We start from the raw sequence: 20,632 nt of genomic DNA on the forward strand, positions 1-20,632 counted from the left end.
CCGGCGCCGCGGAAGTGGGCGGCTCAATCTGGATCATGCTCTATCTGTCCGACGCCTGCCAGCGTGGATTGATCCATGGTTCCTGGTTGGACGGCGCCAGCGGCGTGCGGCCAAGAATGTGGTCGGACGCCTTTTCACCGGTCATGATCGACGGTGCATTGAGATTGCCGTTGGTGACGCGCGGGAAGATCGAGGAGTCCGCGACCCGCAGTCCCTCCACGCCGATCACCCGGCATTCCGCATCGACGACGCTCATGAGGTCGTCGGCGCGGCCCATCTTGCAGGTGCCGCAGGGGTGGTAGGCGCTTTCGGCGTGGTCGCGGATGAAGACATCGAGATCGTCATCCGACTGCACATGGCTGCCCGGCGAGATCTCCTGGCCGCGATAGGCGTCGAAGGCCTTCTGGCCGAAGATTTCGCGGGTTAGCCGGATACAGTGGCGGAACTCCGCCCAATCATCCGGATGCGACATGTAGTTGAAGTGGATCACCGGATTCGCTTTCGGGTCTGGAGAGCGCAGCGTCACCGAACCGCGCGACTTCGACCGCATCGGTCCGACATGCGCCTGGAAGCCGTGCGACTTCGCCGCCGCCTTGCCGTCATAGCGCACCGCCGCGGGGATGAAGTGGTACTGGATATCTGGGTAGTCGACACCGGCCTGGGAGCGCACGAAGGCGGCGGCCTCGAAATGGTTGGTGGCGCCGAGGCCTGACTTGAAGAACAGCCACTGCGCCCCGATGAGTGCCTTGGAAAACGGGTTGAGCACCGAATTCAGTGTGATCGGCTTGGTCGATTCCTGCTGGATATAAAGCTCCAGGTGATCCTGCAGATTGCGGCCGACGCCGGGCCGGTCGGCCACGACGGCGATGCCGTTTTCGCGCAAATGCTCAGCTGGCCCGATGCCGGACAGCATCAGGATCTTTGGCGAGTTGATCGACGACGCGGCGACGATCACTTCGCGTCGCGCCTTAACGACCTGAATCTGTTTGTGAGCTTCGATTTCGACGCCGATGGCACGTTGATTCTCGATGATCACCCGGCGCGCAAAGCCCTTGACCAGACTCACGTTTCTCCGCCTGAGCGCCGGCTTCAGATAGGCTGATGCCGCCGACCAGCGACGGCCGCCGCGAATGGTCTGCTCCATTGGGCCGAAGCCTTCCTGCTTGGCGCCATTGTAGTCATCGGTCAGTTCGAAACCGGCCTGGCGGCCCGCCTCGAGGAAGGCGCCATAGAGCGGATTCTTACGCGAGCCGCGCTGGACATGCAGAGGGCCGCCATGCCCGCGCCAGCCATCCTCGCCGCCATCGGAGTCTTCCATGCGCTTGAAATAGGGGAGCACGTCGGCAAAGCCCCAACCCGTCGCACCTTCTTCGGCCCAGTGGTCGAAATCGCGCGCGTGACCGCGCACATAGACCATGCCATTGATCGAGGACGAGCCGCCGATGACCTTGCCGCGCGGCGTCGCCAGCACGCGGCCGCCGAGATGCGGCTCCGGCTCGCTGGCAAAACCCCAGTCATAGAGGCTCATGTTGAGCGGGATCGACAAGGCCGACGGCATCTGGATCAGCGGCCCGATATCGCTGCCGCCGAATTCGATGACGATGACCGAATGCTTGCCGTCCTCCGACAGGCGATAGGCCATGGCCGAACCGGCCGAGCCTGAGCCGATGATGACGAAATCCGCTTCAAGCATGGTTCATATGCGCCATAAAATCGGCGAGCGAGACATTGCCGCCGGTAGCCACAACAAGGACGGTCTTGTCCTTCACATCCACCTTGCCGCCGAGCAGTGCCGCCAGTGACGCAGCCCCGGACGGTTCGAGCACCAGCTTCATGCGCTCGAAAGCGATCCGCATGGCGCGGCGCACAGATTGATCATCGACGGTGATGCCGCGAACACCAGCGGTCTTGACCGCGGCGAACGGCGCGTCGCCCGGCCGTCGCGACATCAGCCCGTCGCAGATCGACTTCGGGCCGATCGGCATCGTCTCGATGCTGCCATGCGCTAGCGACGAGCCCATGCCGTTGAAACCTTCCGGCTCGACGCCGATGATCTCGGTTGCGGGCGACAGGTAGTGGAAGGCGAGCGAAACGCCGCCGATCAGTCCACCGCCGCCGACCGAGCAGAACAACAGGTCGGCGCTGGCGTCCTTGGCGGCAAGCTGGTCGAGTGCCTCGAGGCCGGCACCGGCCTGGCCGGCGATGATCTCGGGATCGTCGAACGGATGCAGCAGTGCCAGCCCTTCCGTCTCGGCGATCGCGCGCGCCTTGGCGGCGGCGACTTCCTCACGCGCGCGTTCGCCATGGTCGGTCAGCACGACGCGTGCGCCATAGCCCGCCGTCGCGTCGCGCTTGGCGGCCGGCGCGTCGATCGGCATGACGATGGTGACCGGAATGCCGAGCGCCTGGCCGGCGGCGGCCAGCCCTTGCGCGAAATTGCCGGAGGAATAGGCGACGACGCCCTTTTTCGCTTCATCGGGCGAAAGCTGCTTGAGCCGCCAATAGGCACCGCGCACCTTGAAGGATCCGGCCCATTGCAGCGATTCCGGCTTGATAAAGACGCGGGCCGCACCTGTCTCTCGGGCGAGCGCCGTCGACTCCAGCAATGGTGTGATCTGCGTCGCCCTGGAGGTGACCGCATAGGCCTGTTTGAGATGATCGAGGGAGGGAACGAGAAGGTCTGCCATCATTCGCCTCGCGGGAACCGTTTCTGCTCTTCGAGCACGTTGAGATCCATGTGGTTGCGCATGTAGCGTTCCGAGGCTTTCTGCAGCGGCTGGAACTCCCAGGGATAGTGCGTGCCGTTGCGCAGCGCCGGATAGACCACCCAGCGGCGGGCCTGACTGGCGCGCACGGCGGCGTCGAAAGCCGCCATGTCCCAGCGCGCGCGCACCTTTTCCATGAAGGCCGCCACCAGATCCGCATGCGCCGGATCGGCGGCAAGATTGCTCAACTCATGCGGGTCGGCTTCGATATCATGGAGTTGCGGCGGATCGATCTCGCAATGGACGAACTTGTAGCGGCCGTCACGGATCGCCACCAAGGGCGCGTTTGAGCCTTCGGCCGCGTATTCCATCAGCACCGGCGCCGTACGCGGCTTGCCTTCAAGTAGCGGCAGCAGCGACTGGCCGTCGGTCCATGGCGCGATCGCGCTCATGTCTATGCCGGCGAGATCGCACAATGTCGGCGTCACATCGAGATTGGAGACCGGCGCCTCGATCAGCCCGGCCGGCACGCCCTTGCCGGCGATCATCAGCGGCACCCGCGCCGAGCCCTCGAAAAAGCACATCTTGAACCACAGGCCGCGCTCGCCGAGCATGTCGCCGTGGTCCGAGCAGAACAGGACGACCGTGTCGTCGAGCATGCGCGTGCGCTCGAGCACCGACAGCAATTCGCCCACCTTGTCGTCGAGATAGGAGATGTTGGCGAAATAGCCGCGCCGCGAGCGACGGATCTGCTCTGCCGTGATGTCGAAACTGTCGTAGTCGGAAGCCTTGTAGAGCCGCTGCGAATGCGGGTCTTGGCGGTCGTAGGGGATGAAGCCAACTTCTGGTTCGAGCGCCGGGCAATCCTCATAGAGATCCCAGTACTGCCGCCGTGCCACATAGGGATCGTGGGGATGGGTGAAGGAAACGGTCAGGCACCAGGGCCGGTGCGCGGCATCGTCGGAGACGCGGGCGAAGTCATAGAGCTTCTGCACCGCGTGGAAGGCGACCTCGTCGTCATATTCCATCTGGTTCGAGATCTCGGCGACGCCGGCGCCGGTCACCGAACCCAGATTGTGATACCACCAGTCGATCCGCTCGCCGGGCTTGCGGTAGTCCGGCGTCCAGCCGAAATCGGCGGGATAGATATCGGTCGTCAGTCGCTCCTCGAAGCCGTGCAACTGGTCGGGGCCGACGAAATGCATCTTGCCCGACAGCACGGTGTGATAGCCGTCGGCGCGCAGGTGATGGGCAAAGGTCGGGATCGACGAGGCGAATTCGGCTGCATTGTCATAGACCTCGGTGCGCGACGGCAGTTGGCCGCTCATGAACGAGGCGCGGCCCGGCGCACAGAGTGGCGAAGCCGTGTAGTTGTTGGCAAAGCGCGCCGAACGTGCTGCCAGTGCTTTCAGATGCGGCGCGTGCAGAAACGCGGCAGGCCCATCGGGGAAAAAGGTCCCGTTGAGCTGATCGACCATGACGATCAGGAAATTGGGTCGCTTCGCTGTCACTGTTTTTGCCGCTCGCCGAGTTTGGTTTCGAGATAGTCCTCGACCAGCGCGATCGCTGTCGCGGCGTCGGGCACGCCGTCCTTCAACGCCCGCCTGATGTAGAGCCCGTCGATCATCGCCGCTGTCGCCTCCGCGGCGCGGTCGGCCTCTGCGCGGGGCAGGATGCCGGTCAGCCCGCTCATCAGGTTCGAATGCAGCCGCCGCGCATAGATCCTGAGCAGCCGGCGCAAGGCCGATGATTTCTGCGCCTCGACATAGAAGGCGAGCCAGGCGGCGATGGTTTCGGCCTGGAACTGGATGTCGGAGAAGTTGACGGCAACCACGGCGGAGACGCGTTCGCGTGGAGACGCGGTGGATTGCAGGGCACGGCGCATATCGATGGTCAGTTCGGCCAATATGTGCCGCATCGTTGCGAACAACAGCTCGTCCTTGGCGCCGAAATAGTGATGAGCAAGCGCGGACGACACGCCGGCACGCCCGGCGATCTCGGACATGGTCACGTCAAGCGACCCGCGCTCGCCGATCGCCGAGATCGTCGCGTCGATGAGCGCCTTGCGGCGCAGTGGCTCCATTCCGACTTTCGGCATGTTGTTCCCGATTTTTGCGCGGAGGTTATTTTTTATTGACGGGTCAATCAACAAAAAATCGACATAGGCGTGACCTGCACCAAGCGATTGTCGGCTTGCGGCCCTTCACGGCTCCGGCGAGAATGTTTATATTTGAACAATAACGGCGCGATGTGCCGCTAGTCCGTATGCTAGGATAGCGCCAAGGATGGAGATTGCCATGACCGCATGCATCGTCGGCTGGGCGCATTCGCGCTTCGGCAAGCTGGAGGGCGAGACGCTCGAGAACCTGATCGTCAAGGTCGCGACGGACGCACTCGACCATGCCGGCATCGGCCCGGAAGAGGTCGACGAGATCGTGCTCGGCCATTTCAACGCTGGCTTTTCGGCGCAGGATTTCACCGCCAGCCTGGTGCTTCAGGCGGATGACCGGCTGCGTTTCAAGCCGGCAACGCGTGTCGAGAACGCCTGCGCCACGGGATCGGCGGCGGTCCGGCAAGGCATCCGTGCCATCGATGCAAACGCTGCCCGCATCGTGCTGGTGGTCGGCGCCGAGCAGATGACGACGACGCCTGGACCGGAAATCGGCAAAAATCTCTTGAAGGCGTCCTATCTGCCGGAAGATGGCGAGACGCCTGCAGGCTTTGCCGGTGTCTTCGGCAAGATCGCTCAAGCCTACTTCCAGCGCTATGGCGACCAGTCTGACGCGCTCGCCATGATCGCCGCCAAGAACCACAGGAACGGTGTCGACAATCCCTATGCGCAGATGCGCAAGGATTTCGGCTACGAATTCTGCCGTCAGGAGAGCGAGAAGAACCCCTTCGTCGCTGGCCCGCTGAAGCGCACCGATTGCTCGCTGGTCTCCGACGGTGCCGCCGCCCTTATCCTTGCCGACACCGGGACGGCGCTGAAGATGCGGCGGGCCGTCGCCTTCCGCGCCAACGAACATGTGCAGGATTTCCTGCCAATGTCGAAGCGCGATATCCTGTCCTTCGAAGGCTGCGAGCAGGCCTGGACCCGCGCGCTGAAGAGCGCCGGCGTGACGCTGGACGACCTGTCCTTTGTCGAGACGCACGACTGCTTCACCATCGCCGAACTGATCGAATACGAGGCGATGGGCCTGGCCAAGCCGGGCGAGGGCGCCAGGCTGGCGCTGGACGGCACGACGGCGAAAGACGGCCGCCTGCCGGTCAATCCATCCGGTGGGCTGAAGGCCAAGGGCCATCCGATCGGTGCAACTGGTGTCTCGATGCATGTGCTGACCGCCATGCAGCTTGTCGGTGAAGCCGGCGGCATCCAGGTGCCGGGCGCGAAGCTTGGCGGTATCTTCAACATGGGCGGAGCGGCGGTCGCCAACTACGTTTCCATTCTCGACCGGATCAGATAAACCGCCCAGCATTACAGCGCCGCGTGCCTTTTGGGGCGCGCAAAGGACGCTGTAGAACTTTAATTTGGCGCATGATCCTTTTCGAAAATCGGTTCCGATTTTCGAGGTCATGCGCGGGAGGTGGCATGGCAAATCCGGTTCTGATCGAAGTCTTGCGCGGCGCGATCGTCGAGAGCGCGCATCGCGGTGCTGTCGCGGTCTTCGATGCCGACGGCAAAGCGGTCCTGGAGATCGGCGACACCTCGAGGCCGGTGTTCCCGCGCTCAGCGGTCAAGGCGATCCAGGCCCTGCCGCTTGTCGAAAGCGGCGCTGCCGATGCCTATGGCTTCGGCAACCGCGAACTGGCGCTGGCCTGTGCCTCGCATTCGGGCGAGCCTGCGCATGTCGAATTGGCGCGCTCCATGTTGGCCAGGGCCGGGCTGGACGGGTCGGCGCTTGAATGCGGCACGCATTGGCCCTCGAACCATGACGCCGAGATTGCGCTCGCCCGCACCGGCGATTTGCCCAACGCGCTGCACAACAACTGCTCGGGCAAGCATTCCGGTTTCCTCTGCACCTGCGTGCACTCCGGCATTGCGCACCGTGGTTATGTCAAGGCGGGGCACGCTTTGCAGGAAATGGTGCGCGACGCCATGCAGGCTGTTACCGGCGCCGTCCATGGCCCGGATGAGCGAGCGACCGACGGCTGCTCGATCCCGACCTATGCGGTACCGCTCCGGAGTTTCGCGCTCGGCTTTGCCCGCATGGCGACGACACACGGTTTCAGTCCCGAGCGAGCCAAGGCGGCGAAGCGCCTGCTTTCCGCCTGCATGGCGGAGCCCTTCTTTGTCGCCGGCACAGGCCGCGAAGACGTCGCGCTGATGGAAGCAGCACCTGGCCGGATCTTTGCGAAGGGTGGTGCCGAAGGCGTCCACTGCAGCGCGATACCTGAACTTGGCCTTGGCATCGCGATCAAATGCGATGATGGCGCCGGCCGCGCCGGCGAGGCCATGGTCGCCGCCGTCCTCGCCAAGCTGCTGCGTGCGGACGAGGCCCTGTCGGCGAAGCTGCTCGAACTGGCCAATGCGCCGATCGAAAGCCGGATCGGTGCCAAGGTCGGGGCGCTGAGGCCAACCCCAGTCTTGAATTGAAGATTGCTCTCAACTGACGCGGTTGCGCTCGACCGTCAGATGCGCAAAGCCGGTGTTGCTTGACTGGGTCAGGTCTGCTGTCACCGGCTCCGCCCAGCGCTGGCCGACGACGGCGCCGTTCAACGCGCCGTCGATGACGTTGTCCGAGATGACTGCCGTGCCGGCACCCTCGACCACGCTGACGACGATGCCTGTGCCTGCCTTGCGGATGATGTTGCCGGTGGCCACCACATTGCGCAGATACGGGCCCCAGCCGATCGACATGCCGTAGAGCGGCGCGTTCTCGATGACATTGTTGGAAACGGTGGTGTCGGCCTCGACGCCGATGCCGACGCCGAATCCGGGCGGATCGGCGGTATAGGGGCCGCTGGTCGACAGATTGCGCACGATGTTGCCGGAGCAGACACCCATGCGGCCACCTTCGTTGAAGTTGACGATCGATATGCCATTGGCCGCGCCATCGACGATGTTGTTGCTGATGACGGCGCCCTCGAAGGAGAATTCGGAATAGACCGCGGTCTCGCCCGAGCGTGAGCAGGTGTTGCCAGATATCTGCAGGTTGCTGGAACTGTTGGCACGGATAGCCGAGAAAGCGCAATCCGAGACGACGTTGCCCGAAATGATGACGTTGCCGGCACGGAAGGCGTTGATGCCGTTGCCGTTCTGGCCGGTCCCGCCGCTGCGCGCGCCGATGCGTTCGACGCGGTTGCCGGTGACCATCGTGCCGTCTTCGGCCGCCTGCCAGCGATGCACGAGGATGCCGCCATTGGCGCAGTCGGAGACGGCATTGCCGGTGATTGCCAGCCCGCCCGCTTCGACCGAGTAGATGCCGGCGTCCGCCGAGCCCGATATGTCGGAGCGTTCGATGCGGCCCGTCGCGTGTTCCAGCGCCAGTCCGTTCTTGCCGCTTCCGGTTATCTGGCAATTGTCGACGACGAGATGGCCGACCCGGCGCAGATCGAGCAGCCCTTGCGCATAGTCACCCATCGACCGGTTCGAACCGTCGAAGACCAGCCCGGCGAGCTCGATATGGTCGGCCTGTTCAGTCATGAAGAGATGGCCGTCGCCGCCATAGACGATGCGCGTTGCCCCCGGCACGCCGGAAAGACGCACGCGGCTGGGCAGCGAGAGATTGGACACCACATAGGTGCCCGCCGGCAGGAACACCGGTATGTCCCGGCTGTTCGCGTCGCGCAGCAGCTTGGCAAAGGCCTTGCTCTGATCGTCGAATGTCCCGGGCTGCACGCCAAGTTCGGTGGCATTGATCGAGCCGCGCATCGAGGCTTTTTCGATGCCGGTCAGGCTGGCGGCCGCCGCCTTGCCAAGCGCAAGGCCTATCACGGCAAAGCCGGCGGTTTGCGTCAGCAGGGTCCGTCTGTTCAACATCGGCACACAATCCCAGTGTTCGATCATAACACCGCAGGAATCGTGCCAGACGCCCTGTTCCGCTTCACGACTTATCGACAATGACTTGTCGAGCTGCCACTCGAGGCCTAGGTTCAGGGAATGAGCAGAGCTTTCACCCGCGAAGAAGACAGCGAAAACGCCATCGCCGGCGTCGGCGAACGGCCAATCAGCCCGCACCGCAATCTTGTGACGGAACGCGGCCTGGCGCAGATCGAGGACAATCTGGCCGATCTGCGCGACGTTCTGGCGAAAGCCGAAAGGAAAGCCGATCGCGAGCGCATCGCGGTCGTGTCACGCGATCTGCGCTACTGGACCGCGCGGCGGGAGAGTGCCGAACTGTCCGTTCCGGAGCCCGGCAGCGACGTCGTCCGCTTCGGCATGGGCGTCACGCTGGAAGGCGATGACGGCAAGAAAGTGCATTGGAAGATCGTCGGCGAGGACGAGGCCGATCCCACCAAGGGAAGCATTTCGCATGTTTCGCCGATGGCCGTCGCGCTGTTCGGCAAGAAGGTTGGCGACGTGGCCGCGGTCAACGGCAAGGAATGGGAAATCGTCAAGCTCTCGGATAGCTGACAACAGCTACTTGGCCAGCCTTTGCAACGCGACCTCATATGTGTCCATGACATCACGAGCAGCGCGCATCTGCCGTTCGACGTCGTTGCTCTCCACCGGTCTTAGAATGACGCCGTCATCGGTTTCGATAATCTGGAGTTGATCGCCCACTTGCAGCTTCAGGCTGTCGAGCATTTCCGGTGGCAAGATCACGGCCCCTGATCCGTCGTCGAGCTTGTGGATGAGAGTCTTCACTGTCGCTACGGTTGCGCCCGTCATTGTGGCACAACCTTTTCCAGCAATACAGAATGGTTTCGCTCAGCCCGCCAGCAGCCGATCCATCAACCGGTCCGCCGCTTCCGGGATGACAGTCCCCGGCGGGAAGATTTCCGCCGCCCCGGCCTGCAGCACCGCGTCGTAGTCCTGCGGCGGGATGACGCCGCCGGCCACGATCAGCATGTCGCCTCGGCCAAGCTTCTTCAGCGCGTCGCGCAGTTCGGGGATCAGCGTCAGGTGCCCTGCCGCCAGCGATGAGGCGCCGATGACATGGACGTCATGCTGGACCGCCAGTTTCGCGATCTCTTCCGGTGTCTGGAACATCGCGCCGACGGTGACGTCGAAGCCGAGATCGGCGAAAGCGGTGGCGATCACCTTCTGCCCTCGGTCGTGGCCGTCCTGTCCCATCTTGGCAACGAGGATGCGCGGCTTGCCGCCATTTTTCTTCTCGAAAGCGCTGATCTTGTCCTGCAACCCGTCGACCACGGGATTGTCGCCAAGCGCCTTGCGGTAGACGCCGGAAATGGTCTGCACCGTCGCGACGTGGCGGCCAAACGCCCTTTCCAGCGCGAACGAAATCTCGCCGACCGTGGCATTGGCGCGCGCGGCGCGGATGGCGAATTCCAGCAGGTTTTCGTTGCCTTGCGCGGCGCGGGTCAGTGCATCGAGTGCGCTTTCCACGGCAGCGACCTCGCGCGTGCCTTTCAGCCGCTGCAGCTTGGACAATTGCCGGGCCCTGACCTCGGCATTGTCGATCTTCAGCACGTCGACTTCGATGTCGTTCTCGGGGCGATGCGCATTGACCCCAACCAGCATCTGCTCGCCTGAATCGATGCGCGCCTGCGTGCGCGCCGCTGCTTCCTCGATGCGCAGCTTGGGGATGCCTTGTTCCGTCGCCGCCGCCATGCCGCCGAGACCCTCGACCTCCTCGATATGGCTCAATGCGCGCGCCGCCAGATCATGGGTCAGCCGTTCGAGATAGGTCGACCCGCCCCACGGATCGATGGTGCGCGTGGTTCCGGATTCCTTCTGCAGGACGAGCTGCGTGTTGCGGGCGATACCCGCCGAATGATCGGTCGGCAGCGCCATCGCCTCGTCGAAGGAGTTGGTGTGCAGCGACTGGGTATGCCCTTGAGTCGCGGCCATCGCCTCGATCATGGTGCGGATGATGTTGTTGTAGGGGTCCTGCGCCGTCAGCGACCAGCCGGAAGTCTGGCAATGGGTGCGAAGCGACAGTGAGCGCTCGTCCTTCGGTGCAAAATTCTTCTTCATCAGGGTCGCCCACAGCAGGCGCGCGGCCCTGAGCTTGGCCACTTCCATGAAGAAGTTCATGCCGATCGCCCAGAAGAAGGAGAGGCGCGGCGCGAAGCGGTCGATGTCGAGGCCCGCCGCGACACCGGCGCGGGCATATTCGATGCCGTCGGCGATCGTATAGGCGAGCTCCAGGTCGGCCGTCGCGCCGGCCTCCTGCATGTGGTAGCCGGAGATCGATATCGAATTGAACTTCGGCATGTTCTTCGACGTGTAGGAGAAGATGTCCGAAACGATCCGCATCGAGGGCTTTGGCGGATAGATGTAGGTGTTGCGGACCATGAACTCCTTCAGAATGTCGTTCTGAATGGTCCCGGCCAGATCCTTCTGCGCAACCCCCTGTTCTTCCGCCGCGACGATATAGAGCGCCATGATCGGCAACACCGCGCCGTTCATCGTCATCGACACCGTCATGTCGCCGAGCGGAATGCCGTCGAAGAGCTGCCGCATGTCGAGGATGGAATCAATGGCGACGCCAGCCATGCCGACATCGCCGGCGACGCGTGGATGGTCGCTGTCATAGCCGCGATGCGTGGCGAGATCGAAGGCGACGGACAGGCCTTTCTGGCCGGCGGCAAGATTGCGCCGGTAAAAGGCGTTGGACTCTTCGGCCGTCGAAAAGCCGGCATATTGCCGGATCGTCCACGGCTGCTGGACATACATGGTGGGGTAGGGGCCACGCACGAAGGGCGGCAAGCCCGGATAGGTGTCGAGATACGGCAGGCCCTTCAGGTCGCCCTGATTGTACAGATGCTTGACCACAAGCCCTTCCGGCGTCACCCGCTGGCCCTTGACCTCGGCCGGTGCGCGGCGCGGCGGCACCCAGCCGATCTGGCTGAAATCCGGAATCAAGAGAGCGCCCCGATGGATTGGTCGATGCGGGCCGGAAACAGCGGTTCGCACAGGACGACACCTTCAGTGAAAGCCGGCCGCTGCACCGCGTCCAGTGTCTCGACCGGGCGCTCGGTCTTCTGTGGATAGAGTGTGGTGCCGATGATGGCCCGCTCGCCGGACTTGAAGGCGGCGTCGCGACGAGCGGCCGCGGCGCGAACGCGCTTCTGGATGTGCCCGTCACGAAGGCTGGACAGTATCCCCCCTTCGGCCTCGATCGTCTGCAACTCCGCCCAGGCGGCTTCGCAAAGATCTGATGTCAGCGCCTCGACCGCGCCGGAACCACACGCGGGATCGGCGACATGATCGACATGGCTTTCATTGGCCATGATCAGCTGCGCGTTGCGTGCGACGCGGCGGGCAAAGGGAGCTGGCAGGCCGTGCGCGATCGTATGCGGCAGGATGGAGATCGAATCCGCTCCCCCGCTGCCGCTGCGAAGCAGCCGATCGTCGTGCGCAGGATGTTGGTTTCCGGGTCCAATGCCGTCATCATGCGAAATGATGTCTCGGCATGGATGTTGGCCGTGGAATTGGGGATCGAGCAAACCTCCTGCACCCGTGCCCAAAGCCTGCGCAGGGCCCGCACCTTGGCCATGGAGAGGAACTGGTCCTGGTCGACGCTGAGTGCGAAGCCGATATGAGGCGCGGCATAGACGAGCGGCTGCCGCGCCTTCTCGAACATTCTGAGATACGAAACCGCGGAAGCCAGCATGATCCCGAGTTCCTGCGCCTCCGTGGCGCCGGCATTGTGAAAGACGCGGCCGTCCGCTTCCAGAAGCACGCCCGGCACGCCCATCGAGAAGAAATGCGCCAGCGATTGCGGCATCGATTCCTGCAGCGCCTCGATCGACATGCGCAGCCGGCCGGTGCCGGCGAGGATCGCCGCCGGATCGATGCCGAAGGATAGGTTTAGCTTTGCTGGATCGGAGCGACGCTTGCTCAGGAACGCCACCAGCCAGTCGGCCATCGGCCGGCTCCATGGGTGGGTATCGATGCGGATCTGCACGCGGTTGAGCGGTACGCCCTCCAGCACCGTCTCCAGAGCCTGCGCGGTTCTCGGCAAGCCGTAGCCGAATGCGTTCGGCGCACCTTCGAAGACGAGCGACAATCCTGTCGCTCCCTGCGCTATATCATCCAGGACCTGCGCCTTGGCACGATCGACATCGGGATCGTCGACGCGCTGGCTGACAATCCACGGCGATCGAGGATTCGCGCGCACGATCGGCTCGGCCCCGGCCGCACGGGCATAGAGTGGCTCGATGCGGATGCTGTCGTCGGTGTGCGAAACCAGCTTTTCCTCGAAGGATGCGCCGGCCAACGCTTTTTCCGCCAAGGCCAGCCATCGCTGGCGTTCGGCATCCGCCGGTTCAACATCCCTGGTCAAGGCTCCAGCGCCCATCCATCTTCCTCGTTATGTCGCCGCACCAGCCCGGAGCGGCTCAGTCTAAGGTCCCCGGCCGGTTATCGCAATGCGCGTCCAGGGTCTGAATTCGATCCATCTGATATAGGTCAGCTTACGTGGACGGACCATGAACGATTGCCAAACACCAGCAAAATCCGCAAGTTCCAAAATCCGATTTCGGCGATAAGTCCGATTGGGGCAATTTGGGCGATTGGCATTGTCGCTGTGCGAGAGCCTCTCTATACCTTCGGGCAAAGGCTGGCTTTTAGACACATCACTTTGCGGAGACCCGAAATATGGCTGACGACACCAGTATTTTCATCGGCGCCAGCCGCAAGCCCGATGACAGCTATCAGCGTCCCGAACAATTGCTGCTGCAGTACGGGAATCGCCATGGCCTGGTGACCGGCGCCACCGGTACCGGCAAGACCGTTACCTTGCAGGTTCTGGCCGAGGGCTTTTCGAATGCCGGCGTGCCGGTGTTCTGCGCCGACATCAAGGGCGACCTGTCCGGTATCGCCATGATGGGCACGGCTCAGGATTTTCTGGTCAAGCGGGCCGCACAGGTAAAGCTTGACCCCTACGATTTCCAGGAATTCCCCGTCATCTTCTGGGACCTTTTCGGTGAGCAAGGCCACCCAATCCGCGCAACGATATCGGAAATGGGACCGCTGCTCCTGTCGCGGCTGATGAACCTGACCGACGCGCAGGAAGGCATAATGAACATTGCCTTCCGCATTGCCGATGAAGAGGGCCTGCTGCTCCTCGACCTCAAGGACCTGCAGGCGCTGCTTGCCAACATCGCCGGGCGCGCCGAAGAGATCAGCGCGCGCTACGGCAATGTCACCAAGCCATCGGTCGGTGCCATCCAGCGCACGCTGCTGGTGCTGGAGCAACAGGGCGCGGGCAACTTCTTCGGCGAGCCGGCTCTACGCATCTCCGACATCATGCGCACCACGCGTGACGGTCGGGGCGCCATCAGCGTGCTCGCAGCCGACAAGCTGATGATGAACCCGCGGCTCTACGCGACGTTCCTGCTCTGGCTGATGTCGGAACTGTTCGAGGAACTGCCCGAGGTGGGAGATCCCGACAAACCGAAGTTGGTGTTCTTTTTCGACGAGGCGCATCTGCTCTTTGACGAGGCGCCGAAAGTGCTGATCGACCGCGTCGAACAGGTGGTCCGCCTGATCCGCTCGAAAGGCGTCGGCGTCTATTTCGTCACGCAGAATCCCCTGGATATCCCCGAGAAGGTGCTGGCACAGCTCGGCAACCGCGTTCAACACGCTCTGCGCGCCTATACGCCACGCGAGCAGCAGGCGGTACGGACGGCGGCGGAAACATTCCGCCCCAATCCCGACTTCGACTGCGCCACCACCATCACCCAGCTCGCCACCGGCGAGGCGCTGGTCTCGACGCTGGAGGCCAAGGGCGTGCCGTCCATGGTACAGCGCACGCTGATCCGTCCGCCGTCGTCGCGGCTTGGGCCCATAACCCCCGCCGAGCGGCAAAAGTTGGTCGCGGAAAGCCCCGTCTCCGGCCAGTACGACCAGGTCATTGATCGCGAATCGGCCTTCGAGATCCTGCAGAAGAAGACCAAGGACGCGCAGGACGCCGAAGCGCAGGCGCAGCAGGCAGGCACCGGCGGCTCGCGCTGGACAATTCCGGGCTTCGGCAATGACGATCCCGCACCGCAGCCGGGTGGCCGCCGCGCGCCGGCACCGCGCCCCTCCAATCGCCAGACGGTCGCCGAGGCGGCGATCAAGTCGGTGGTGCGCTCGGTCGGCTCGTCGGTCGGACGTGCGATCGTGCGTGGTATCCTGGGCAGCCTGTCGCGGGGGCGCTGAGCCCAGTGCAGCAAAGTCCATGCTTATAGCGCCGCGCGTCCCCTTGGACACGCGGCGCCGAGCATATTCGCTGGGCGAAGCTGGATCAGAAGATCGCGTTCGTGACCGCTTTGACGGGGCCGAGCAGGACAGATCCGTCCGGCACGCCGGCATCGATCGGGATGGCCTTGTGGTTCGCGGTCGCCGCCGCCACCATCGGCTGGCTGGCATCGCTGGTCACGATGACCGGGCTTTTCGACGGCACACGGTCGTAGAGGTCGATGATGTCCTGGTTCATCAGGCGCACGCAGCCCGATGACACCGATTTGCCGATCGAGCGCCATTCCGGGGAGCCGTGCAGGCGGTAAAGCGTGTCCACATTGCCCTGGAAGAGATAGAGCGCACGGGCACCTAGCGGGTTCTTGAGGCCGCCGGGCATGCCGCCATTGTCGGCGCTGTATTGCTTCAGTTCCGGCTGCCGGGCGATCATCTCATCCGGCGGCGTCCATTTAGGCCATTTCTGCTTCCATTGGACGACAGCGTCGCCCGCCCATTCGAAGCCGGCGCGGCCAAGGCCGACGCCATAGCGGATGGCCTGACCGCCCGGGCGAACCAGATAGAGGAAATGGCCTGTTGTATCGACGACGATGGTTCCTGGTTTCTGCCCGGTCGGGTCGGGAACGATCTGACGCAGGAACTGTGGATCGATCCTGTCGACGGGGATGGCCGGCAGGTCGAAGCCGCCATCGCTGACGGCCGCGTACATCGACGCATAGTCGGCAAGCGGCGGCTCGACATAGGCCGGCGGCGGTGGCTCGACCGGCCCTGGGCCGGTGGTGGCGCATGCGGAAACCGCGATCGATGCGGCGCCCAATGCTGCGGCGTTGAGGAAGCCGCGACGGCTCAGGCGATAGGATTCGATTTCGGTTATGGACATGACTGCCTTCTTTAAGACTCAAATCGCAACAAAGCGTCAATACGCCGATCACCCGTTGCAGGTGCCTGACAACACCTGGCCCGATAGGCGGTTCCGATTCTGGCCCGAACGTGGACAAACAAAGGCGAAGCTGTGACCGCGCCGCCACTGTGGCGGCAGGGCAACAGATGGACAACTTAGGCGGTGACCAGGGCTTCGAGGGTCGGCAGGATCAGGGTTGGCGGGAAGTCCCGATATTCCTCGGGCTGGTTGGAACGGTTGATCCACACCGTGCGGAAGCCGAATTTGGTGGCACCCGCAATGTCCCAGCGATTGGAGGACTGGAAGGACACAGCGCCGGGATAGAGGCGCCAGCCGGTGGCGACCATGTCGTAGACCGCCGGATCGGTCTTGAAGCGGCGCACCGCGTCGACGGAATAGATGTCGTCCAGAACCTGGTCGAGCGCGGCGGACTTGACGGCCGCTTCCAGCATTTCGGGCGAGCCGTTGGAGAGGATCGCCAGCCTGGCTCCCGAGGCCTTGAGCGCCTTCAGCACGGCCGGCACCTCAGGATAGCAATCCAGTCGCCAGTAGGCTTCGAGAAGCTTAGCCTTCAGGCTTGAATCGGCCGACGGGACCTTGCGCAAGGCGAAGTCGAGCGCCTGCTCGGTCAGTTGCCAGAAATCAGCATAGGCGCCCATCAGCGTACGCACCCAGGAATATTCGAGCTGCTTGGCGCGCCAGATCTCCGACAGCAACTGGCCGTCCGGCCCGATCCGGTCGGCATGGCGGCGCACGGCGGCATGCACGTCGAACAGTGTGCCGTAGGCGTCGAAAACATAGGCGGCGTATTGCATGGCGACAGTTTTGAGGCGAGGCGGGGCGCGGTGCAAGCCTTGATTGCACCGGGCCCGCCGCTGGCCTCAACAAAACTCCCCGATGCCCGTTGACGGCGGTGGCCAAAGCATCATCCAATGTTGTCACACAACATTGACTGGAACGGGACAACGCAATGACACTGGCGGCAGCGGCGCAATCCGCGACATGGACCTTCGTCGACGGGGACTGGTACGAGGGCAATGTCGCCATACTGGGGCCGCGCAGCCATGCGATGTGGCTCGGCACCAGCGTGTTCGACGGGGCGCGCTGGTTCGAAGGCGTAGCGCCCGACCTCGACCTCCATGCCAGGCGGGTGAACGCCTCGGCGATCGCGCTTGGCCTCAAGCCGAACATGACGCCCGAACAGATCATCGGGCTGACCTGGGACGGGCTGAAGAAGTTCGACGGCAAGACGGCGGTCTATATCAGGCCGATGTACTGGGCCGAGCATGGCGGCTACATGGGCGTGCCGGCCGATCCCGCATCGACCCGTTTCTGCCTCTGCCTTTATGAATCGCCGATGATCTCGCCGTCCGGCTTTTCGGTGACGGTGTCGCCGTTCCGGCGCCCGACGATCGAAACCATGCCGACCAATGCCAAGGCCGGATGCCTTTATCCCAACAATGGCCGCGCCATCCTCGAAGCCAAGATGCGCGGCTTCGACAATGCGCTGGTTCTGGACATGCTTGGCAACGTCGCCGAGACCGGGACCTCGAACATTTTCCTGGTCAAGGATGGACATGTCTTTACGCCGGCGCCGAACGGCACCTTCCTGTCCGGAATCACGCGTTCGCGCACGATAAATCTGCTCGGTGAGTATGGCTTCAAAGCCACCGAAAAGACCTTGTCGGTACGCGATTTCCTCGAAGCGGACGAGATCTTTTCGACCGGCAACCACTCCAAGGTGGTGCCGATCACGCGCATCGAGGATCGCAACCTGCAACCCGGACCGGTGGCCAAGAAGGCGCGTGAGCTCTATTGGGAATGGGCGCATTCGAAATCGGCTGGCTGACGCGCCAGTCCGGCCTTTTTGTCGCTGCACTTTTCACCGCAGGAAAACCGTGTGACAGTTTTCCGGAACCCGCTTAGAAAGGGAACCGGCGCTTCACTTCCGGAGTTGTTCCAGCTCAATCCAGACCTATCTTAATCCGGTATCGACACCGGATTTTTCCACGAGGGAGTACTACCCATGGCTTTTGAATTGCCCGCTCTGCCCTATGACTACGAGGCCTTGCAGCCTTACATGTCGAAAGAGACGCTGGAGTATCACCACGACAAGCACCACAAGGCCTATGTCGACAACGGCAACAAGCTGGCCGCCGAGGCGGGCCTTGGCGATCTGTCGGTCGAAGAGGTGGTCAAGCAGTCGTTCGGCAAGAATGCCGGCCTCTTCAACAATGCCGCGCAGCATTACAACCACATCCATTTCTGGAAGTGGATGAAGAAGGGCGGCGGCGGCAACAAGCTGCCTGGCGCGCTGCAGAAGGCTTTCGACAGCGATCTCGGCGGCTACGACAAGTTCAAGGCCGACTTCATCGCGGCCGGCACGACACAGTTCGGTTCGGGCTGGGCCTGGGTTTCGGTCAAGGACGGCAAGCTAGCGATCTCGAAGACGCCGAACGGCGAGAACCCGCTCGTTCATGGCGCCTCGCCGATCCTCGGCGTCGATGTCTGGGAGCATTCCTATTACATCGACTACCGCAACGCGCGCCCGAAATATCTCGAGGCGTTCGTCGACAGCCTGATCAACTGGGATCACGTGCTGGAATTGTACGAAAAAGCTTGATCGACCCGCAGAAGAGCCCCGGCATTCCGGGGCTTTTCTTTTTGGGAGCCGAGGTCTCCAGTCACTCACCGTTCGGCAAAATCGGTCGAAGGAAGGGAATAATCCGTCCGCGACATCCGTTAACGACCTGTCCTGAAATGCCTTCATCATGGAGCCAAATGAATGAGAAAGCTTGTCATCGCCATCTCAACGCTCGCCTTCGCCGGTTCGGCGGCCTTTGCCGATCCGATCCTCGACCGGCAGGCTCTGATGAAGGAGCGCGGAAAGATCGTCGGCGGCCTGTCGAAAGTGGTCAAGGGCGATGAGCCCTTTGATGCCGCTGCCGTGCTGACGCAGTTGCAGGCGCTGCAGGCGAATGCCGAGAAGTTCGACGTCGATGCCTTGTTCCCGAAAGGCAGCGATACCGGCGACACCACGGCCGGGCCGAAGATTTGGGAAGACACGGCGGGCTTCAAGGCCGCCGAGGACAAATATCTCGCCGACGTCAAGGCCGCGGTCGCCGCGGCTCCCGCCGATATCGACGCGCTGAAGGCGCAAGTCGGCACCCTCGGCTCGGATTGCGGCGCCTGCCATCAGGGCTACAGGATCAAGAAGGGCTGATTGCCTGATGGCATGGCTGAAGAAGCTCGTCGGCGCGGCCCTCGTTCTGGGCGGCGTCGGCGCGGCCGGCGGTTGGCTTTTGTCGGCGCCGGTCAGGCTGGATACGACGGCCCTGGCGCAACTCGGGCCGGGCGACGCTAGCCGGGGCAAGCGCATTTTCTATGCCGGCGGCTGCACATCCTGCCACGCAAAGCCCGGCTCGCAGGGCGATGCGCGGCTTCAACTGGTGGGCGGCCTCGAACTCAAAACGCCGTTCGGCACCTTCGTTCCGCCCAACATTTCGCAAGATCCCAAGGACGGCATCGGCGCATGGTCGGTCGAGGATCTCGCCAACGCCATGCTCAAGGGCGTGTCGCCGTCTGGCGAGCATTTCTATCCGGCCTTTCCCTACGCGTCCTACGCCCGCATGAAGCCGTCTGACATTGCCGATCTCTATGCCTTCCTGAAGACGCTGCCCGCGGTCGCCGGCAAGGCACCGGCCAATACGCTGGCATTCCCGTTCAACATCCGCCGTGGCATCGGCCTGTGGAAGCGGCTCTATCTCAGCGATCAGCCTGTCATTGCCTTGCACGATGGCACGCCCGATCCGGTCATGGCCGGCCGCTATCTGGTCGAAGGACCCGGCCATTGCGGCGAATGCCACACGCCGCGTGATTTCGCGGGCGGGACGAAGAAAAGCGAGTGGCTGGCCGGTGCCGTGGCCGCGGAGGGCTCGGGCGTCGTACCGAACATCACATCGGGCAAGGGCGGCATCGCCAACTGGTCGGAAGCCGATATAGCCAACTATCTCGAAACCGGCTTCACGCCCGACTTCGATTCCGTCGGCGGCGCCATGGTCGACGTGCAGCGTAACATGGCCGAGCTGACTGCGGGGGATCGTGCAGCAATCGCCGCCTATCTCAAGGCAGTACCGCCGCACCCGAACGGTTATCCCGCGCGCAAGAAACCGGCGAACTGATATCGACTAGAGGTGCCGATCGCCGAGGAAATCGAAGCCGGCCTCGAAGAAAAGATTGTAGTTGCAGGTCAGTTCCTCGCCGGGTGCGATGTCGCGCAGCGCAAAGGTTTCCTCGGGTGAGGAGACATCGCAATTCGGCTCGTCATCATGGTTCATGTAGCGGGCGTCGTCGGCTTCGAAGACGATATAGGCAGGATCGCGCCGGTCCGGGTAGGAATAGCGGTCGAGATAGTTCTTCACCGGCCCGGTTTCGCCCTCATAGGTCTCGACGTCGATGATCCGGTCGAAGCGGGGATCGAGCTTCCAGATCAGCGTGCCCTTGGGGATGTGGTGCTTGGCAAAGACGCCGATGCCCTGGATCGGCGATTTGTCGAGATAGACGTCGACGAGCAGCATAGCATACCCCAGTAGCAAAGATGGCAAGCGCGGCTTGCGAAAAGCCGCGCACTGGTTAGCGCGGGGCTGGTACAATTGCGAGCGCAAATGAGCAAAGCGGAATTCAAAAAAGTCATGATCGCCGAACCCAAAAGTG

General features: G+C 63.1%; 18 protein-coding genes and 1 pseudogene. 8 read left to right on the forward strand and 11 right to left on the reverse strand.

Annotation, left to right across the window (positions count from 1 at the left end; genetic code table 11):
- Nucleotides 1-40: 40 nt before the first annotated feature.
- Genes betA through betI form a run of 4 tightly spaced genes read right to left on the reverse strand, consistent with a single transcriptional unit; the run spans nt 41 to nt 4,803 of the window.
- On the reverse strand, nt 41-1,693 hold the full coding sequence (betA, locus tag AC1VON_RS15800; protein ID WP_172351295.1) for a choline dehydrogenase: 1,653 nt from the start codon (nt 1,691-1,693) through the stop codon (nt 41-43).
- Nucleotides 1,686-2,690, reverse strand: coding sequence for a threonine/serine dehydratase family protein (locus AC1VON_RS15805; RefSeq protein WP_483124154.1), 1,005 nt, complete (start codon nt 2,688-2,690; stop codon nt 1,686-1,688). The genes betA and AC1VON_RS15805 overlap by 8 nt, the downstream gene beginning before the upstream one ends.
- On the reverse strand, nt 2,687-4,216 hold the full coding sequence (betC, locus tag AC1VON_RS15810; RefSeq protein ID WP_172351293.1) for a choline-sulfatase: 1,530 nt from the start codon (nt 4,214-4,216) through the stop codon (nt 2,687-2,689). Before betC ends, AC1VON_RS15805 begins: the two co-directional genes overlap by 4 nt.
- A complete protein-coding gene (betI, locus tag AC1VON_RS15815; protein ID WP_172351292.1) occupies nt 4,213-4,803 on the reverse strand; it encodes a choline-binding transcriptional repressor BetI in 591 nt (196 codons plus the stop codon). The genes betC and betI overlap by 4 nt, the downstream gene beginning before the upstream one ends.
- A 199-nt stretch (nt 4,804-5,002) precedes the next feature.
- Between betI and AC1VON_RS15820 the strand changes: the two genes are divergently transcribed.
- Nucleotides 5,003-6,169, forward strand: coding sequence for an acetyl-CoA acetyltransferase (locus AC1VON_RS15820; protein WP_483124155.1), 1,167 nt, complete (start codon nt 5,003-5,005; stop codon nt 6,167-6,169).
- A 125-nt stretch (nt 6,170-6,294) separates the two neighbouring features.
- Nucleotides 6,295-7,299: an asparaginase gene (locus tag AC1VON_RS15825; protein ID WP_483124156.1), complete on the forward strand. Its 1,005-nt coding sequence runs from the start codon at nt 6,295-6,297 to the stop codon at nt 7,297-7,299.
- Nucleotides 7,300-7,308: 9 nt separating this feature from the next.
- Here the strand turns inward: AC1VON_RS15825 and AC1VON_RS15830 are convergent, their stop codons facing one another.
- On the reverse strand, nt 7,309-8,685 hold the full coding sequence (locus AC1VON_RS15830; RefSeq protein WP_483124157.1) for a TIGR03808 family TAT-translocated repetitive protein: 1,377 nt from the start codon (nt 8,683-8,685) through the stop codon (nt 7,309-7,311).
- 120 nt (nt 8,686-8,805) lie between these two features.
- Between AC1VON_RS15830 and greA the strand changes: the two genes are divergently transcribed.
- Nucleotides 8,806-9,279 carry a transcription elongation factor GreA gene (greA, locus tag AC1VON_RS15835; protein ID WP_056563662.1) on the forward strand — a complete coding sequence of 158 codons (474 nt, stop codon included), beginning with the start codon at nt 8,806-8,808 and terminating at the stop codon, nt 9,277-9,279.
- A 6-nt stretch (nt 9,280-9,285) separates the two neighbouring features.
- Here greA and AC1VON_RS15840 read toward each other — a convergent pair whose 3' ends face one another.
- From AC1VON_RS15840 to AC1VON_RS15850, 3 genes and pseudogenes are all read right to left on the reverse strand, one after another.
- Nucleotides 9,286-9,537, reverse strand: a complete 252-nt coding sequence (locus tag AC1VON_RS15840) for an AbrB/MazE/SpoVT family DNA-binding domain-containing protein (protein WP_483124158.1) — start codon at nt 9,535-9,537, stop codon at nt 9,286-9,288.
- Nucleotides 9,538-9,576: 39 nt separating this feature from the next.
- Nucleotides 9,577-11,697, reverse strand: coding sequence for a methylmalonyl-CoA mutase (gene scpA / locus AC1VON_RS15845; protein WP_483124159.1), 2,121 nt, complete (start codon nt 11,695-11,697; stop codon nt 9,577-9,579).
- Nucleotides 11,694-13,135 (reverse strand): annotated as a pseudogene (locus AC1VON_RS15850) (methylmalonyl-CoA mutase subunit beta). Before AC1VON_RS15850 ends, scpA begins: the two are co-directional and overlap by 4 nt.
- Before the next feature lie 299 nt (nt 13,136-13,434).
- Here AC1VON_RS15850 and AC1VON_RS15855 point away from each other — a divergent pair.
- Nucleotides 13,435-14,982, forward strand: coding sequence for a helicase HerA-like C-terminal domain-containing protein (locus tag AC1VON_RS15855; protein ID WP_172351285.1), 1,548 nt, complete (start codon nt 13,435-13,437; stop codon nt 14,980-14,982).
- A gap of 85 nt (nt 14,983-15,067) precedes the next feature.
- Here the strand turns inward: AC1VON_RS15855 and AC1VON_RS15860 are convergent, their stop codons facing one another.
- Together AC1VON_RS15860 and AC1VON_RS15865 are read right to left on the reverse strand one after the other, a co-directional pair.
- On the reverse strand, nt 15,068-15,898 hold the full coding sequence (locus tag AC1VON_RS15860; RefSeq protein WP_172351284.1) for a L,D-transpeptidase: 831 nt from the start codon (nt 15,896-15,898) through the stop codon (nt 15,068-15,070).
- A gap of 176 nt (nt 15,899-16,074) precedes the next feature.
- The gene (locus AC1VON_RS15865) at nt 16,075-16,734 is read right to left on the reverse strand and encodes a haloacid dehalogenase type II (protein WP_172351283.1); all 660 of its coding nucleotides are present in this window, start codon (nt 16,732-16,734) and stop codon (nt 16,075-16,077) included.
- Between the two features lie 155 nt (nt 16,735-16,889).
- On the opposite strand from AC1VON_RS15865, the gene AC1VON_RS15870 reads away from it, so the two are divergent.
- The 4 genes from AC1VON_RS15870 to AC1VON_RS15885 all read left to right on the forward strand — a co-directional run bounded on the left by AC1VON_RS15870 (nt 16,890) and on the right by AC1VON_RS15885 (nt 20,100).
- Nucleotides 16,890-17,768, forward strand: coding sequence for a branched-chain amino acid aminotransferase (locus tag AC1VON_RS15870; RefSeq protein WP_172351282.1), 879 nt, complete (start codon nt 16,890-16,892; stop codon nt 17,766-17,768).
- A gap of 177 nt (nt 17,769-17,945) precedes the next feature.
- A complete protein-coding gene (locus AC1VON_RS15875) occupies nt 17,946-18,542 on the forward strand; it encodes a superoxide dismutase (RefSeq protein WP_056563640.1) in 597 nt (198 codons plus the stop codon).
- A 162-nt stretch (nt 18,543-18,704) separates the two neighbouring features.
- On the forward strand, nt 18,705-19,142 hold the full coding sequence (locus AC1VON_RS15880; RefSeq protein ID WP_172351281.1) for a c-type cytochrome: 438 nt from the start codon (nt 18,705-18,707) through the stop codon (nt 19,140-19,142).
- 7 nt (nt 19,143-19,149) lie between these two features.
- On the forward strand, nt 19,150-20,100 hold the full coding sequence (locus tag AC1VON_RS15885) for a cytochrome c (protein WP_172351280.1): 951 nt from the start codon (nt 19,150-19,152) through the stop codon (nt 20,098-20,100).
- 6 nt (nt 20,101-20,106) lie between these two features.
- Here AC1VON_RS15885 and AC1VON_RS15890 read toward each other — a convergent pair whose 3' ends face one another.
- Nucleotides 20,107-20,496, reverse strand: coding sequence for an SET domain-containing protein (locus AC1VON_RS15890; RefSeq protein ID WP_172351279.1), 390 nt, complete (start codon nt 20,494-20,496; stop codon nt 20,107-20,109).
- Between the last annotated feature and the right edge of the window lie 136 nt (nt 20,497-20,632).

The organism is Mesorhizobium sp. HAY1-8B (assembly GCF_056868045.1).